General features: G+C 72.4%; 10 protein-coding genes and 1 pseudogene. 9 read left to right on the plus strand and 2 right to left on the minus strand.

Going from position 1 to position 16,407, the window contains the following annotated elements:
* Positions 1-49: 49 nt before the first annotated feature.
* Positions 50-796: pseudogene (locus ACFPIJ_RS21150) on the plus strand (PP2C family protein-serine/threonine phosphatase); the annotation flags it as partial.
* 49 nt (positions 797-845) lie between these two features.
* Here the strand turns inward: ACFPIJ_RS21150 and ACFPIJ_RS21155 are convergent.
* Positions 846-1,976, minus strand: coding sequence for an FAD-dependent oxidoreductase (locus tag ACFPIJ_RS21155; RefSeq protein WP_380116894.1), 1,131 nt, complete (start codon positions 1,974-1,976; stop codon positions 846-848).
* A 62-nt stretch (positions 1,977-2,038) separates the two neighbouring features.
* Between ACFPIJ_RS21155 and ACFPIJ_RS21160 the strand changes: the two genes are divergently transcribed.
* Together ACFPIJ_RS21160 and ACFPIJ_RS21165 are read left to right on the plus strand one after the other, a co-directional pair.
* Positions 2,039-2,554: a TetR/AcrR family transcriptional regulator gene (locus tag ACFPIJ_RS21160; RefSeq protein ID WP_380116895.1), complete on the plus strand. Its 516-nt coding sequence runs from the start codon at positions 2,039-2,041 to the stop codon at positions 2,552-2,554.
* Between the two features lie 77 nt (positions 2,555-2,631).
* Entirely contained in the window at positions 2,632-5,301 is a 2,670-nt protein-coding gene (locus ACFPIJ_RS21165) for a putative bifunctional diguanylate cyclase/phosphodiesterase (protein WP_380116896.1), read from the plus strand.
* Between the two features lie 63 nt (positions 5,302-5,364).
* Here ACFPIJ_RS21165 and ACFPIJ_RS21170 read toward each other — a convergent pair whose 3' ends face one another.
* The gene (locus ACFPIJ_RS21170; protein ID WP_380116897.1) at positions 5,365-8,022 is read right to left on the minus strand and encodes an MGH1-like glycoside hydrolase domain-containing protein; all 2,658 of its coding nucleotides are present in this window, start codon (positions 8,020-8,022) and stop codon (positions 5,365-5,367) included.
* 337 nt (positions 8,023-8,359) lie between these two features.
* On the opposite strand from ACFPIJ_RS21170, the gene ACFPIJ_RS21175 reads away from it, so the two are divergent.
* The 6 genes from ACFPIJ_RS21175 (at position 8,360) to ACFPIJ_RS21200 (ending at position 16,392) form a co-directional block, all read left to right on the plus strand.
* Positions 8,360-10,279 carry an amylo-alpha-1,6-glucosidase gene (locus ACFPIJ_RS21175; protein ID WP_380116898.1) on the plus strand — a complete coding sequence of 640 codons (1,920 nt, stop codon included), beginning with the start codon at positions 8,360-8,362 and terminating at the stop codon, positions 10,277-10,279.
* A gap of 206 nt (positions 10,280-10,485) precedes the next feature.
* Complete coding sequence (locus ACFPIJ_RS21180; protein ID WP_380116899.1) at positions 10,486-11,757, plus strand: glycosyltransferase family 4 protein; 1,272 nt, start codon at positions 10,486-10,488, stop codon at positions 11,755-11,757.
* 129 nt (positions 11,758-11,886) lie between these two features.
* Positions 11,887-13,536: a protein kinase domain-containing protein gene (locus ACFPIJ_RS21185; RefSeq protein WP_380116900.1), complete on the plus strand. Its 1,650-nt coding sequence runs from the start codon at positions 11,887-11,889 to the stop codon at positions 13,534-13,536.
* The gene (locus ACFPIJ_RS21190) at positions 13,529-14,365 is read left to right on the plus strand and encodes a patatin-like phospholipase family protein (RefSeq protein WP_380116901.1); all 837 of its coding nucleotides are present in this window, start codon (positions 13,529-13,531) and stop codon (positions 14,363-14,365) included. The genes ACFPIJ_RS21185 and ACFPIJ_RS21190 overlap by 8 nt, the downstream gene beginning before the upstream one ends.
* The gene (locus ACFPIJ_RS21195; protein ID WP_380116921.1) at positions 14,365-15,357 is read left to right on the plus strand and encodes a 1-acyl-sn-glycerol-3-phosphate acyltransferase; all 993 of its coding nucleotides are present in this window, start codon (positions 14,365-14,367) and stop codon (positions 15,355-15,357) included. The genes ACFPIJ_RS21190 and ACFPIJ_RS21195 overlap by 1 nt, the downstream gene beginning before the upstream one ends.
* 141 nt (positions 15,358-15,498) lie before the next feature.
* A complete protein-coding gene (locus tag ACFPIJ_RS21200; protein ID WP_380116902.1) occupies positions 15,499-16,392 on the plus strand; it encodes a Gfo/Idh/MocA family protein in 894 nt (297 codons plus the stop codon).
* The last annotated feature ends 15 nt before the right edge of the window (positions 16,393-16,407 follow it).

The following is a 16,407-nucleotide window of genomic DNA, read 5'->3' on the forward strand; positions in this document are numbered from 1 at the left end:
CAGAAGTGCGTACAGACGCTGTCTGTGTCGATCGGGCACGCTGACGGCCATGGAAGAGTCGCAGCCGCGCCCCCTCGCGCTGGAGTGGGCCGCCCGGACCGAGGTCGGGATGGTCCGCAGCAACAACCAGGACTCGATGTTCGCCGGTGGCCGGCTCCTCGCGGTCGCCGACGGCATGGGCGGCATGGCGGCCGGCGACGTCGCCAGCAGGCTCGCGATCGAGGCGATGACGCCCCTCGACGAGGAGTTCGCCGGCAGCGACCTGCTGACCGCGTTGCGCACGGCCGTCTCCGACGCCAACCGGCGCATCCGCGACGAGGTCGAGGCGGACCCGGAGAAGCAGGGGATGGGCACGACGCTCACCGCGATCCTGTTCTCCGGTGACCGGGTCGGGCTCGTCCACATCGGTGACTCGCGGGCGTATCTGCTGCGGGGCGAGGACTTCGACCAGGTGACCCGCGACGACACGTATGTGCAGATGCTGGTCGACGAGGGCCGCATCACGCTGGAGGAGGCCGCGACCCACCCGCAGCGGTCCCTGGTCAGCCGGGTCCTGCAGGGCCAGCCGACCGACCCGGTCTACTCGGTGGTCCCGGCGCGGGCCGGCGACCGGTATCTGCTGTGCAGCGACGGCCTGTCCGGCGTGCTGCGGGCGGAGACGATCGAGGAGGTCCTGCGGGAGTACGACGACGTCGGTGAGTGCGCCGACCGGCTCGTGGACCTCGCCATGCGGGCGGGCGGGCCGGACAACATCACCGCGGTCGTGGCCGACATCGTGGGCGACGACGTGCCGGAGCCGAAGGGGCTGCGGCACCGGCTGAAGAGCTGGCTCGGGCGCGACGAGGTCAACGGCGCCCGTCTGCCGGCCTGACGCCGGCGTCGCGGTTGACATCGGCGGGGCGTTTGACGTCCTCCGGGGACCAGGCGGCGACCCGTTGCGCGCCGGCGGCGGCCAGGCGGTCCGGGGTGAGGCGGAACAGTGTGCGCACCAGCGCGCCGCTGAGCCTGCCCTTCGCGCCGACCAGCCGGCCGATCTGCCGGGACTGCCGTGAGATCGCGGCGGTGCGGGCGCGGCGCTGCTGGTCGTACACCTCCAACGCCGGAGGGACAGGAGCACCCTTCGGGAGCAGGAGCGCGAGGGTGACCGCGTCCTCCAGTGCCTGACAGGCGCCCTGGCCGAGGTTGGGCGTCATGGCGTGCGCGGCGTCGCCGACCAGCGCCACCCGCTCGCCGAAGCGCATCGGGGCGACCGGGTGCAGCTCGAGCAGCGGGTGGTGCAGCAGGAGCTCGGGCGGGGTCGCGTCCAGCAGCCGGCCGACCGGGTCGTGCCAGCTGCTGAGTTCGCTGCGCAGCTCGGCGAGCTGTTCGGCCGGGGTACCGGTGCGCAACGGGCCGGGCGCGGCGACGTACCAGTAGACGGTGCCGTGGCCGGTCGGCGCGTACCCGAAGCGCCAGCCGCGCGGCCCCATGGTCTCGCCACCGCCTGGTGTTTCGGCGTCCACCACCGCGCGCCAGGACACCTGACCGCTGTCGCGGATTTTCGTTTTCGGCGTGTACGCGGCCCGCACCGCGCTGCGGATGCCGTCGGCGCCGACGATCAGGTCCGCGTCGAGCGCGTGGACGTCGGTGACGGGGTGCCCGGACCTGATGGTCGCCGGCAGGCCGTCGAGCAGGATCTCGTGCAGATCGGCGCGGTGCACCATGACCGGGGGCGCGCCGAGCTCGACCCGGCTGAGCCAGCGCCCGTCCCAGGTGCGCAGCCCACCGCCGCGGATGCGGCCGCCGGCGCGTTCGACGGCGTCGCCGAGGCCGAGGTGGTGCAGCGCCCGCAGCGCGTTGGGCCACAGGGAGATGCCGGCGCCGATCTGGCGAAGGTCGGGCTGCCGCTCCAGGACCGTGACGTCCCAGCCCTGCTGTCCGAGCCCGCGGGCCGTCGCCAGCCCGCCGATGCCGCCGCCGACCACGATCGCGTGCATTGCCGTCGCCTCCTTGTTGCTACAGGTGTAGTAACTGCACGCTACACCTGTAGCATCGTGGTGTGGACGTTCGTGACGGGGATCGCAAGACCCGCCTGGCCGACGCGGCGATCGAGGTGATCGGCACCGGCGGCGTCCGGGCACTGACCCACCGGGCCGTCGACACGCGGGCGGGGCTGCCGCAGGGGACGTGCAGCTACCACTTCCCCAGCCGGGCCGCGCTGCTGACCGCCGCCCTGACCCGCATCGCTGTGCTCGACCTCGCTGACTCGTCCGCGCGCGACCTCGCCGACGTGCTGCGGGCCTGGGTCCTCGGGGATGCGGCCCGCACCCGCGCGCGATTCATGCTCATGCTCGACCCGCAGGTCCGGGCCGAGCTCGGGCCCTCGGCGGCCCGGCTGGCCGACGGTTTCGTGGAGCAGGGGACCGCGCTGTTCGGCTCGCCGGAGCGGGCCCGGCTGGCGATCGCCCTCATCGACGGGCTGCTGCTCGACGAGCTGATCCGCGGCGCCGTCACCGACGAGCAGCGCGTGGCCCGGCTCGCCGCCGTCCAGGAAATTGTCACAGCCCGGCGATAACCTCAGGCGGCTCGGATCGTTGAGCGATTTGAGCACGAATCCCCCCGTGCCTATTGCCTCGCGAAAGCGACACGACCGTGGTCAGCAACCCGCGCATGTTCTGGCTCGTCCTGGTCACCGCGGTGGCCGCGTTCAGCGCCGCCGCCTCCGCCGGTCCGGAGCTGTCCTTCGGCGCCGTCGCCGCCGGTGTCACCGCCGGCTCACTCGTCCACGCCGGCTCGCTGATCCGCCTCGCCCTGCGAATCCACCACGGCCGGCGCAGCTTCGGGCCGTGCCGCGGCGCCGGGTTCCTCGGCATGGGCGCGCTGTTCACCGGCCTCGGCGTGGCCGCCACCGGCATCGCCGCGCTCACCCCGTCGATCGCCGCGCCCGACCTCGTCGCCGCCGTCACCACCCTCGTCGCAGCGCCCACGTTCCTGCTCGGCCTGCTCCTGCTGCCCGGCACCGCGCCGACGGTCAGTGCCCGGCTGCGCCGCCTCCTCGACGGCACCGGGATCGGCGTGACCCTGTGCTACAGCGTCTGGGTCCTCGCCGCCGGGCCGGCCGCCTCCGCGCTCTCCGGCCCGCTGCCGCTGACCGTCGCCGTCACCTGCTGCGTCGCGGTCTCCGTCGCCGTGGTCACCGGCCTGCGCGCCGTCCGGCACCGCCCCGCCGCGATCGCCTGCGCCGGCGGATCCGCGCTGTCGATCGTCGGGCTCGGCGTCTTCACGGTCCTGCTGTCCGCGCTGCGCAACTCCGACGACCCGTTCGGCCCCACCGCAGACTGGGTCGCCGCCGGCCTCGTCGCCGCCGGGCTCGCCCTGATCGCCGGCCCGTTCCTCATCGTCACCGGCGCCCGCCGGGCCGACGACGTGCCCACCAGCCCGCACGCCGCCGACAGCAGCGGCACCCTCGCCGGCTACCCGCTGCTCATCGCCCCCGCCCTGCTCGCCATCGCGGTGTCGGTGCTGCACCTGCTCACCGGCGGCCGGTTCGACCGGGCCGCGCTCGGCCTCGGCTTCGCCGCCGTGGTCGCCGTCGCGCTCCGCGAAGCCCTCGCGGCCCGCGACATCCGCAGCTACGCCCGGGTCCTCGCCACCCGCGAGGCGCACTTCAAGACCCTCGTCGCCGGCTCCACCGACGTCACCGTCGTCCTGGACGCCGATTTCGTCGTGCGGTGGCAGTCACCGGCCGCGGCCCGCCAGTTCAGCCTCTCCGACCAGGACGTCCTCGGCCGCCCCCTCACCGACCTGCTGCACCCCGCCGACGCGGCCCCGGCCACCGAGGCGCTGCACGCCGTCCTCGCCGGCCGCCAGCACGTGCTCGTCCAGGCCCGCCTCCGCGACGGCTTCGGCCGCTGGCGCGACACCGAGTCCACCGTCAGCGACCAGCGCGCCGCCCCCGAGGTGGCCGGCGTCGTCGTCCACGTCCGCGACGTCGGTGACCGGGCCCAGCTGCAGCGCAGCCTCGACGAGGCCACCTGGACCGACGACCAGACCGGCCTCGCCAACCGGCGCAAGTTCCTGGCGAGCGCCGCCGAGGCGCACCGCACCGCGACCGCCGACGCCGGCTCCGTGCTCGCCGTCGAGCTCGACCGCTTCGAGAGCGTCGCCGACCTGCACGGCCCGACCGTCGCCAACGCCGTGCTCGTCGAGGCCGCCCGCCGGCTGCGCACCGCCGTCGGGCGCGACGACCTGCCCGCCCGCCTCGCCGGCGCCGGGTTCGGGGTCCTCACCGACGCGCCGCTCGTGCACGCGTTCGCCCTCGCCACCCGCCTCGCCACCGCCTTCGCCGAGCCGTTCCACCTGCCCGGCCACACCGTGCACCTCACCGCCGACGTCGGCGTCGCCGACCTCCTCGGCGCCACCGACGCCGAGGACGCCCTCCGCCACGCCGACATCGCCCGGCGCCGCGCCCGGCAGCTCTCCCGGGGCCGCGACGGCGGGCGCGTCGAGTGCTACGACAAGTCCTTCGAGGCCGCCCTCGTCCGCCGCACCGACCTGGAGCAGCAGCTCCCCGGCGTGGTCGGCCGCGGCGAGCTCGACCTCGTCTACCAGCCCGTCGTCGACCTCGTCACGCGCCGCCCGGTCGGCGCCGAGGCCCTGCTGCGCTGGCGGCACCCCCGCCTCGGCGCCGTCCCGCCGCACGAGTTCCTGCCCGTCGCCGAGGAGCTCGGCCTCGCCGAGGAGCTCGGCGAATGGGCCCTGCACCAGGCCTGCCGCCAGCTGTCCCGCTGGCGCGGCGACGGCCGCGACCTGTGGATGTCGATCAACGCCTCCGCCCGCCAGCTCGCCGCCCCCGGCTGGCTCGCCACCGTCGCCACCGCCGTCGACACCCACTGCGTCCCCGCCGAGTCTCTGATCATCGAGGTCGCCGAGGCCTCGCTGCCCGACGACGCGGGGGCGATCGAGCAGCTCGCGGGGCTGCGGGCCATCGGGGTGCGCACCGCGATCGACCACTTCGGCACCGGGCCGACCGCGCTCGCCCACCTGCGCCGCCTCCCCGTCGACGTCCTGAAGATCGACCAGGTGCTGTTCAGTGAGCCGGCGGGGCAGCGCGCCCCGGCGACACCGATCGTCGACGTGGTGGTCAGTCTGGCCCGGCGACTGGGGATCGACGTCGTGGCGTGCGGGTTGGAGACCGAGTCGCATGTCGACGTGGTGCGGGCGGCGGGGTGCCAGTTGGGGCAGGGGTTCCTGTTGAGCCGGCCGGATCATGCTGAGCATGTCGAGGCGTTTCTGGAGCGGCATCGGGCTCGGTTGTTCTGAGGCTGGGGCTGTGGTTCGCATTTTTGTGGTTGTCCAGACCAGAAACAGCGATCCACAGCACCGTCAGTAATCAGCAGGCCGAGGATGCGGCGGTGCATGCAGATTCAAAATCAGATCAATGACCAGCGCCGTCCACCCGGTCTGATGCGCCGCCCCGAGACCCGCCCCGGTATCCCCGTGGAAGTACTCGTAATACAGCAACAGGTCATGCCACCCAGGATCGTTCTGGAAAAGCGGCACGTCCCCGAACACCGGCCGCCGCCCCGAGTCGTCGTTCCGGAACAGGTTCACCAGCCGGCGGGACAGGTCGTCCGCCACGGCGGCCAGCGTCGCCATCTTGCCGCTGCCCGCCGGGTACTCCACCTGCAGGTCGTCGCCGAAGAACTCGGAGAACCGGCGGACCGCCTCGATCAGGATGTAGTTGACCGGGAACCAGATCGGGCCACGCCAGTTGGAGTTGCCGCCGAAGAGGCCGCTGGTCGACTCGCCGGGCTCGTAGCCGACGGTGTAGTCCGCCTCGCCGACGTGCACGGTGAAGGGCTCGTCCTTGTGGGCCCGGGAAAGGGTGCGCAGGCCGTAGGGGGAGAGGAACTCCTCCTCGTCGAGCATCCGCTGCAGGATGCGGATCAGCTGGTCCGGGCCGACCATCGACAGTAGGCGCAGCTGCTGACCGCCGCGGCTCTTCTTCGCGCCGACCACGTCGCCGTACTCGGGTTTGTTGGTGAGGAACCAGCGCAGGCGGGCGGCGACGTCGGGCAGGCGGCGCAGGGTGGAGGAGCTGATGATGGTGGTGGCGGTGAGGGGGAGCAGGCCGACGACGGAGCGGACCTTGAGCGGGATGCGCTGGCCGTCGGCGGTGCGCAGGACGTCGTAGAAGAAGGCCTCCTCCTCGTCCCAGAGGCCGAACTCGTAGGCGGCGTCGGCGATGTACGCGAAGTGTTCGAGGAACTTCGCGGCGATGTCCTCGTAGACGCGGTCGTGCACCGCGAGGGTGAGGGACATGTCGAGCATGTTGAGGGCGTACATCGCCATCCATGCCGTGCCGTCGGACTGTTCGAGCCGGCCGCCGACGGGAAGGGCGGCGGAGCGGTCGAACGGGCCGACGTTGTCCAGGCCGAGGAAGCCGCCCTCGAAGACGTTGTTGCCCTCGGCGTCCTTGCGGTTGACCCACCAGGTGAAGTTGAGCAGCAGCTTGTGCAGGACGCGGGCGAGGAAGTCGAAGTCCTTGGAGCCGTCGATCGCGAAGACCCGCAGCGCCGCCCAGGCGTGCACGGGCGGATTCACGTCACCGAAGGCCCACTCGTACGCGGGAATCTGGCCGTTCGGATGCATGTACCACTCGCGCAGCAGCAGCAGTAGTTGGTCCTTGGCGAATCCGGGGTCGACGCGGGCGATGGCCACGCAATGGAAGGCCAGGTCCCAGGCCGCATACCAGGGGTACTCCCACGGATCGGGCATCGACAGGACGTCGCAGCTGTTCATGTGCCACCAGTGGCTGTTGCGGCCGTGGCGGCGGCTGTCCGGCGGCGGCTCGGAGACGGGGTCGCCCTCCAGCCAGCGCGCGACGTCGAAGTGGAAGAACTGCTTGCCCCACATGAGGCCGGCGACGCCCTGCCGGACGATCATCGCCTCCTCGGGGGTGGCGGTGGGCGGGACCAGCGCGCCGAAGTACTCGTCGGCCTCGGCGGAGCGCCGCGACATCGTCGTGTCGAAGTCGGTGCGCAGGTCGGCCGGGGCGAGGTCCTTGGCGCCGGGTGCGTTGAGGTTCAGCCGGAGCCGGATCTCGTGGGTGCCACCGGCGGGCACCGAGACGAGGTAGTGCAATGCGGCCTTGGTACCGACGAGATCAGGGTTGACCGTGTCCTTGCCGTGCAGGATGTGGTCGTTGATGCCGTCCTTCGGGAACTCGCGGCCCGGCTTGCCCCAGATCCGGTCGCCGTTGGTGTCGTTGTTGCAGAACAGGGGGCGGGGTGCGCCGTCGCCGGTGAGCGCGAGGCGCCCGAGGAGCCGGTGCTCGGCGAGCAGGCCGTTGTCCTTGGCGCGGATCTCGGGCATGTAGTCACGCCCGGGCAGCCCCCACGCCCAGGTGTTGCGGAACCACAGGGTCGGCAGCAGGTGCAGGCTGGCCGGCTCGGGGCCCATGTTCTGGATGGTGATCCGGATGCACATGTCGGTCGGGCCGGCCTTGGCGTAGTCGACCTCGACGGCCCAGTAGCGGTCCTCGTCGAAGATGCCGGTGTCGACCAGCTCGTACTCGGGCTCGTCCCGGCCGCGGCGGCAGTTCTCGGCGACCAGGTCGTCGTAGGGGAACGCCTGCTGCGGGTAGTGGTACCGCCACTTCATCCACGAATGGGTGGGCGTGGAGTCCAGGTACCACCAGTAGTCCTTGACGTCCTCGCCGTGGTTGCCGAGGTCGCCGCCGAGACCGAACATCCGCTCCTTGAGGATCGGGTCCTTGCCGTTCCACAGGGCGAGGGCGAAGCAGAACGTCTGGCGGTCGTCGCAGATGCCCGCCATGCCGTCTTCGTTCCACCGGTACGCGCGGGAGCGGGCCTGGTCGTGCGGAAAGTAGTCCCAGGCCGTGCCGTGGGCGCTGTAGTCCTCGCGGACCGTGCCCCAGGCGCGCTCGGACAGGTAGGGCCCCCACCCCCGCCATGGGCGCTCCCCGCTGTCGGCCTCAGCGAGCCGGCGGCGTTCCGCGTTCCCATCGTCCTCGATCACGAAAGTCATTCTCCGTTGCAGATGTTTCGCTCAAGTTGAGCGCTGTCCCGAACTCGCCTGATGTTCTGTTTTCAGCTCCCCGTCCCTGGCGGGCCGCGGTTCTGTGGGGGGCTGCGCCACCCCACACCCCCCATGCTCGCTTCGCTCCCACTTGGGCCCTTACTAGCTCCCCGTCCCTGGCGGGCCGCGGTTCCGTGGGGGGCTGCGCCACCCCACACCCCCCATGCTCGCTTCGCTCCCACTTGGGCCCTTTGTCGGCCCCCCAATCTTGCCTTGATCAATAATCTTGTCGCGAGTTGCTCGCACTCTGCCACCACTTGCCACCAAGATTGTGCCCATGGTGGTGTTCGGTGCGCAGGTATGCGGTGATTTGTCGGCCGGGGCGGCCCGGGAGTGGCTGGTGCCGGACGGCACTGGCGGCTATGCGATGGGCACCGTCTCCGGGTTGCGAACCCGCAGGTACCACGGCCTGCTCGTGGTCGCCGAACCCGGCCGGCCGGCCCGCCGGCACCTCGGGCTGGCCGGGCTCGACCCGGTCCTGACGCTGCCGTCCGGGGCCACTGTGTCCCTCGCCACGCACGAGTGGGACGGCGGCGTGGTCAGCCCCGAGGGCCACACGCTGCTGGAGCGCTTCGAGCTCGTCGACGGCCTGCCGCGGTGGCGCTGGCGGATCGGGCCGGTCGTCCTGGAGCGCCGCCTCGCGATGGTCCACGGCAGTCCACACGTCGGCGTGGTGCACCGCCTGCTCAGCGCGCCCGGCCCCGTGACGTTCACGCTGAAGGCCCTCGTCACCTGGCGCGACGCGCACGGCGAGCGGGGCGCGTCCGGGCCGCCACCCGTGGTGGAGTCGAATTCCGGCGGCGCGGTCGTCGAGCGGGCGTTCCGCTTGCACGGCCCTTCCTGGCAGCCGGGTGGTCAGTGGTACCGAGGTGCCTACGCCCGTGAGGAGGCCGCCCGCGGGCTGAACGCGACCGAGGACCTGTGGTACGCCGGGGAGTTCAGCGCGCGGTTGCACGCCGGCGAGGCCCTCGAAGTGGAGGCGTGGGCTGGTGAGGGCGAGGCGCGCGGCGCACAGCGGATCATCCTCCGCGCGGAGGAGCGCCACCGGTCGTTGACGCACGACGCTTCCGATGCGGTGGATGCGGCGCTGGTACTTGCGGCGGACGCCTTCGTGGTTGCCGGCGCGCAGGGCGCGCCCGACGTGGTGGCGGGATACCCGTGGTTCGGCACCTGGGCCCGCGACACCATGATCAGCTATGAGGGGTTGTTCCTCTCGACCGGCTGGTGCGACGAGGGCCGCGAACTGCTGCGCGCCTACGCGGCCACGCTGTCCGAGGGAATGCTCGCCAACACCGCCGACACCGGGCAGACGGAGTACAACACGGTCGACGGCACACTGTGGTTCCTGCACGCCGTCGAGCGGCACGTCACGGCCACCGACGACGAGGACCTGGCGCGGGAGATCCTGCCGGGCCTCGAGCAGGTGGTCGCCGCGCACGTCGCCGGGACCCGGTTCGGCATCCGCGTCGACCCCGCCGACGGTCTCGTCACGCAGGGCGCCCCAGGGGTCGCCCTCACCTGGATGGACGCACGTGTCGACGGGATCCCCGTCACGCCGAGGGTCGGCAAGCCGGTTGAGGTCAACGCGCTGTGGATCAACGGGCTGGCTGCCGTCGCCGGGCTCAAGGAGCGGCTCGGGGGCGACGCGAGCGGGCTGCACCGGCTCCGCGAGCGGGCCACGGCGAGCTTCGGCGTCCGCTACCGGATGTTGCACTCTGCAACTGGCGTACAGGATGCAGGTTCCCTGTTCGACGTGGTCGACGGCCCGGACGGCGACGACCCGTCGACGCGGCCGAATCAGCTGCTGGCATGGAGTCTGCCGCACGGCCCGATGCGCGGCACGCCGCTGCCGGAGGAACTGTTTTCGCTGTTCACGCCGCTTGGGCCACGGTCGCTCGCGGTGGACGACCCGGCGTTCACCGGCGTGCACCGCGGGTCTCCCGGCGACCGTGACCGGGCCTATCACCAGGGGACAGTCTGGCCGTGGCTGACCGGTCCCTATGTCGATGCGGTCCGCCACAGTCAGTTAAAAAAACACGGTGAGTTGTTGGCCGGTATCGAGGCGCATCTGTGGGAGTGGGGTGTAGGTTCGGTCAGCGAGACAGCAGACGGACATGCCCCACACCGGGGCACCGGGTGCCCGTTCCAGGCCTGGTCTGTCGCGGAAACCCTGCGGGTCCGGCGAATTTTCGGCTGACCGTTACACCCCAGAAATGAGATTTGCCTCCCTGGTAACCCTCGCCCGGCAGGATGAGTCTCAAGCCCACCCACCTCGTCACACGCGAGTCTGATATGCGTGTGTCAGCGTTGGCGCGCGTGGGTACCAGGGCGGGCGTTTTCGATCAACAACTCGACTGTGGGGGCGGCCACGTGGACCAGACCATCGGCAGTGCGGCGACACCGATGAGGATCCTGATGCTCTCGTGGGAGTACCCACCCGTCGTGGTCGGCGGGCTCGGAAGGCACGTGCACGCGCTCGCCACCTCACTGGTGACGGCGGGCCACGAGGTCACCGTCGTCACGCGTCACGCGCCCGGCGCCCCTCTGGAGGAGTACTCCGAGGGCGTCCGCATCGTCCGCGCGGCGGAGGACCCGCCGCTGTTCCCCCTGGCGACCTCCACGCTGCTGGCCTGGACGATGGCCTTCAACCACACGCTCACCAGGGCCGCCCTGCGCGCCGCGGCCACCGGTGAATACGACCTCATCCACGCCCACGACTGGCTCGTCACACACACCGCCGTGACCCTCAAGGAGTGCCTCGACCTGCCGCTGGTCGCGACCATCCACGCCACCGAGGCCGGCCGGCACCAGGGCTGGCTGCCCGACGAGATGAACAAGTGCATCCACTCCGTCGAGTGGTGGCTGGGACACGAGGCCTGCCGGGTGGTGGTCTGCTCCGAGTACATGCGCTGGGAGGTGACCCGGCTGCTCGACCTCGTGCCCGGCCGCGTCTCCGTCGTCGCCAACGGCGTCGACTCCAGCGTCTGGAAGGCCCCGTCCCGAGCCGTCAACGCCGCCCGCGCCAGGTTCGCCGGTGAAGGTCCGCTCCTCGGTTACGCCGGCCGCCTGGTCTACGAGAAAGGCGTGCAGGACCTCATCGCCGCCCTGCCGGAGCTGCGGGCCAGGCACAACGGCCTGCGGGTCGTCATCGCCGGCGACGGCCCGCACCGGGCCGAACTCCAGGAGGACGTGCGGCGGCTGCGGCTGCAACGGGCGGTCAGCTTCGCCGGCTTCATGGGCGAGGGCGAGCTGCCGGCGCTCATGGCGGCCACCGACGCCCTGGTGGTGCCGAGCATCTACGAGCCGTTCGGCATGGTCGCCCTGGAAGGGGCCTCCGCGGGTGCGCCCCTCGCGGTCGCCGCGACCGGTGGCCTGGCCGAGATCGTCGAGCCCGGCGAGACCGGTGTGACGTTCCCGGCGAAGAGCCCCGAGGCGCTCGCCGCGTCCGTCGGCACCCTTCTCGAGGACGAGCCGTTCGCCCGGCGGGTCGCGAAGAAGGCCCGCACGATGGTCGGCCGCAAGTACGGCTGGTCCACCATCGCGGCCAACACCGCCGACGTCTACCGCACGGCCATCACCGAGGCGCCCGGCTTCGCCGCGAGGCAGGCCGCCGCGGTCCTTGAGCACGGCCGGCCGCAGATCGTCGTGCCCGACGGCAACCTTTTGACGATTTAAGTCGGATGTTTGAACGGCCCCGGCGGGAAGTTTGCCGGGGCTGTTCGCTTTTGGGGTCTCGCATCCCGGCCAGTTCACGATTAGGGTCTCTGGGGTACAGCGACCGGAATCAATCAGGACGGCGACTGGGTGAGCGGGACGGCTGACGAAGTCCTCGGCAACAGGTACCGGCTCATCGCACCCGTCGGCACCGGCGGCATGGCGGTCGTGTGGCGGGCCCAGGACCTCGTGCTCGATCGGGACGTCGCGATCAAACTGCTCGCCGAGGAGCTCGCCAACAAACCCGGCAACCGGGAGCGCATCCGGGCCGAGGCGCAGGTCGTCGCCCGGCTCCAGCATCCCAACATCACCGCCGTGCACGACTACGGCGAGGCCGGCGACGCGTTCACGGTGGGCCGTCACGGCCGCCGGCCGTACGTCGTGATGGAGCTTCTCGAAGGCGAACTGCTGTCCAACCGGCTGCGCAGCGGACCCATGTCGTGGCGCCGCGCGACCCAGATCTGTGCCCAGGTCGCTGCCGGGCTCGCCGCCGCGCACGAGCGGCACGTCGTGCACCGCGACATCAAGCCCAGCAACATCATGCTCACCGCCGCCGGCGCGAAGATCCTCGACTTCGGTGTGGCCGGGCTCACCGGCTCGTTCGACCCCGACGACGAAGACGGCACCGTCTTCGGCACCCCCGCCTACCTGGCCCCCGAGCGGCTCCTCGGCGGCGTCGTCGTCCCCGCGACCGACGTGTACACCGTCGGCCTGCTCGTCTACCGGTGCCTCACCGACCGGCTGCCGTGGCACGCGGACACGCCGACCCAGATGATCGCCAACCACGTGTACGAGCCCCCGCATCCGCTGCCGGAGATCTCCGGCCTCCCACTGGAGATCGGCCGGCTCGTCGCCCGCTGCCTCGCCAAGGACCCCGAGGACCGGCCGTCCGCCGCCGAGGTCGCCGGGGTCCTCGCCGCCGCCACCGGCATCCACGTCGTCCTGCCCGGGGAGGACGGCTCCTCCACCCAGGAGGTGCACGCGCCCCACGCGATCGGGGCGCGGCACCGCGAGCCGGGCGGCGCGACCTTCGGCCGTGAGGTGACCGTCCCGCGCCGCCGCCGGGCCGCCCGCCGGCGCAGCCGCCGCGCCCTGGCCGCATCGATCGCCGCCGTCGTGGTCGCCGGCGGCGCCGGCTGGCTCGCCTACTGGAAGCCGTGGGCGCCGCGAGCCGGCTGCAACGTGGACTTCTACATCCATCCCGAAATGGACGCCGGCGGCGACCGCCCGTTCTCGGCCAGGATCACCGTCGCCAACACCGGCAACCGGCCGGTCAACCCGTGGACGCTGCGCTTCCTGCTGCCCGGCGGGCAGGTCGTCGACCGGATCGACGGCGGCATCGCCACGTGGGACCGCATCGGCGGTGGGGTGTGGATGACCGGCGTCTACGCGCTGCCACCCGGCAAGGCGCTCACCGTCGGCATGACCGGCGGCGGTGGCAACCCCAGCCCGCCGAGCAACTTCACCGTCAACGACGTCGACTGCGACACCCGGATCTCCCAGCGACCGCCCGGCTCCGCGCTCCCACCGATGACCGACCTGGTCCCCGCCCCCGAGGGCAAGGACCGACCGGCCAAGGACGACCGTCCCCCGCCGCCGCCCGGCGGTGGTGGCGGACCCGGCGGCGGGCCCGGGGGCGGCCCGCCGCCCGGGGAAGGCGGCGGTGGCCCTCCGCCGTCCGGGCGGCCGTCGAGTTCTGCGGCCTCCGCGCCACCGAGTTACGTTGTGAGTCGTGCCTGAACGGTTTCCCGGCCCCGTCGGGTTCGTCTTCGGCGGTGGTGGCGTCCTCGGCGCGGTCGAGGTCGGTATGGCCCGCGCCCTGCTGCACGCCGGGATCCGCCCCGACCTCGTCGTCGGCACGTCGATCGGCGCGTTCAACGGCGCGGCCGTCGCTGCCTCCCCGGACGAGCGGGTCGCCGACCGGCTGACCGAGCTGTGGGTGTCGCCGGAGGCCCGCACCGTCTACGGCGACTCGCTGCCCCGGCAACTGGGCCGCTTCGCCCGCCGGACCCACCTGCACTCACCGGCGCCGCTGCGCCGGCTGCTGACCCGGGAACTCGGCGCCGACACCACCTTCGACGACCTCGCTGTGCCGTTCCAGTGCTGCGCGGCCAGCATCGAACGCGCGGCGGAGCACTGGTTCGCCAAGGGCCCCTTGGTCGAGGCCGTCCTGGCCAGCTCCGCGGTGCCCGGGTTGCTGCCACCCGTGCACCTCGGGGATGAGCACTTCATCGACGGCGGGATCGTCAACTCCGTGCCCGTCGGCCGCGCCGTCGCCCTCGGCGCGAAGACCGTCTTCGTCATGCAGGTCGGCCGGATCGAACGCCCGCTGCGCCCACCGCGCCGGCCGTGGGAGGTCGCGCAGGTCGCGTTCGAGGTCGCCCGCCGGCACCGCTTCTCCCGCGAGCTGTCCGAGGCGCCGCCGTCGGTGACCGTCCACGTCCTGCCCACCGGCGGCGGCACCACACGCGACGACTCACCGCTGTCCTACCGGAACATGACCCTCGCCCGGGCCCGCATCGACCGCGCGTATGACGCCTCGTGCCGCTACCTGCAAGCGGCTTCCTGATGCCGCCGCGCTGGCTACGACGGGTCGTGCTCACCCCGGTCTTCCTCGTGGTCATCGTCGCGGTCCTGCTCACCATGCCGGTCTGGCTGCTCGTCGCGGCCCTGTGCGCACCGTTCGGGACCGGACGGCTGCGAGCCCTGCGGGTCACCTGGATGCTCGCCGTCTACCTGCTGCTGGAAGCGGTCGCGCTGGTGGTGCTCTTCGGCCTCTGGGTCGGCAGCGGGTTCGGCCTTCGCCTGCGGGGACCACGCTTCCAGCGGATCCACTACGTGCTGACCGGCCGGTTCCTGCGGGTGCTGTACGAGCAGGCCCGCTGGGCGCTCGGCGTGAAGGTCGCGGTCGTCGGCACCGACCCCGACGTGGCCGCGCCCGGCCAGCCGGAGCTGGTGTTCTGCCGGCACGCCGGCCCCGGCGACTCGTTCCTGATCATCCACGCGCTGGTCAACTGGTTCGACCGGGAGCCGCGCATCGTCCTCAAGCACACCCTGCAGTGGGACCCCGTCATCGACGTCATGCTCAACCGGCTGCCCAACCAGTTCCTCACCGCCGGCGGCGGTGACCCGTCGCACGTGGCCCGCCTGGCGACGGGCCTCGACGACAACGACGCCCTCGTGCTCTTCCCGGAGGGCGGCAACTTCACCCCGACCCGGCGGGAACGCGCCATCCAGCGGCTGCGCGACCTCGGCCTGCACGCGATGGCCGAACGCGCCGCCCGGATGCGGCACGTCCTCGCGCCCCGGCCCGGCGGGACGCTCGCGGCGCTCGACGCCGCGCCCGAGGCCGGGGTCATCTGGGTCGCGCACACCGGCCTCGACAAGCTGCTCACCGTCGCGGACCTGTGGCGGCACCTCCCGCTCGACCTGACCATCACGATGCGGTGGTGGTCCGTGGACGCCGCGGACGTGCCGGTGGGTCACGAGCAGCGGGTCGACTGGCTGTACGAGTGGTGGGCCCGCATCGACGCGTGGATCGACCAGCACGGCCCGTCCTGACCGGCGCGGCCCTGCGTTGTCGGGCCTCTTGCTTCTCACCGGGGCCTGGTGCGTCCGTGCCTTCCTCACGGGCCTGGTGCCCCGTGGCTTCCTCACGGGGCCTGGTGCGTCCGTGGTGCGGCGTTCGTGGAGAATGGCCGGATGCGATTCGGGGTGCTGGGCACGGGACACTGGGCGAGGACGACGCAGGCGGCGGCCCTGGCGGCGCACCCGGACGCCACCCTCACCGGTGTCTGGGGCCGGTCCCCGGCCAAGACCGCTGAGTTCGCCGAGTCGTTCGGGACCACCGCGTTCGACGACGTCGACGCGCTGCTTGCCACCGTCGACGCGGTCGCGATCGCCCTCCCGCCGGAGATCCAGGCCGACCTCGCCGTCCGGGCCGCCCGCGCCGGCAAGCACCTCCTGCTCGACAAGCCCCTGGCGCTGACCGTCGAGTCCGCGGCCGCGGTCGTCGACGCGGTGGCGGCCAGCGGCGTCGCGTCCGTGGTCTTCTTCACCAACCGGTTCATCCCGGCCGTCGACACCTTCCTGCGCGACAACGCCGCCCTCGGCGGGTGGTACGCCGCGCACGCCACCATGTACGCCTCGATCTTCCAGCCCGGCAACCCCTATGCAGGCTCGACCTGGCGCAAGGAGCACGGCGGGCTGTGGGACCTCGGCCCGCACGCCCTGTCGGTGGTGCTGCCGCTGCTCGGCCCCGTCGTCGACCTCAGCGCCGCCGACGGCCCCCACGACACCGTGCACCTCCTCCTGCGGCACGACAGCGGGGCGGCGAGCACGCTGTCACTGACGCTCGACGCGGCACCGGACGCGACGTCGTTCGGGTTCTCGTACTTCGGCGAGCACGGCGCGCTGACGCTGCCCGCCTGGGGCGTCGACACCCCCGTCGACGCCTTCGGCCATGCGGTGACGGCCCTGATCGGCGCGGCGGGCGGCACGCCGCATCCGTGCGACGTGCGGTACGCGGCCTCCATCACCGGGATCCTGAGTGCGGCGGACCAGGCCCGCCGCACCCAGATGATCGTCGCCGTCTGACGTTTGCGGCCGTTG

It is taken from the genome of Dactylosporangium cerinum (genome assembly GCF_042653625.1).
GTDB lineage: Bacteria > Actinomycetota > Actinomycetes > Mycobacteriales > Micromonosporaceae > Dactylosporangium > Dactylosporangium cerinum.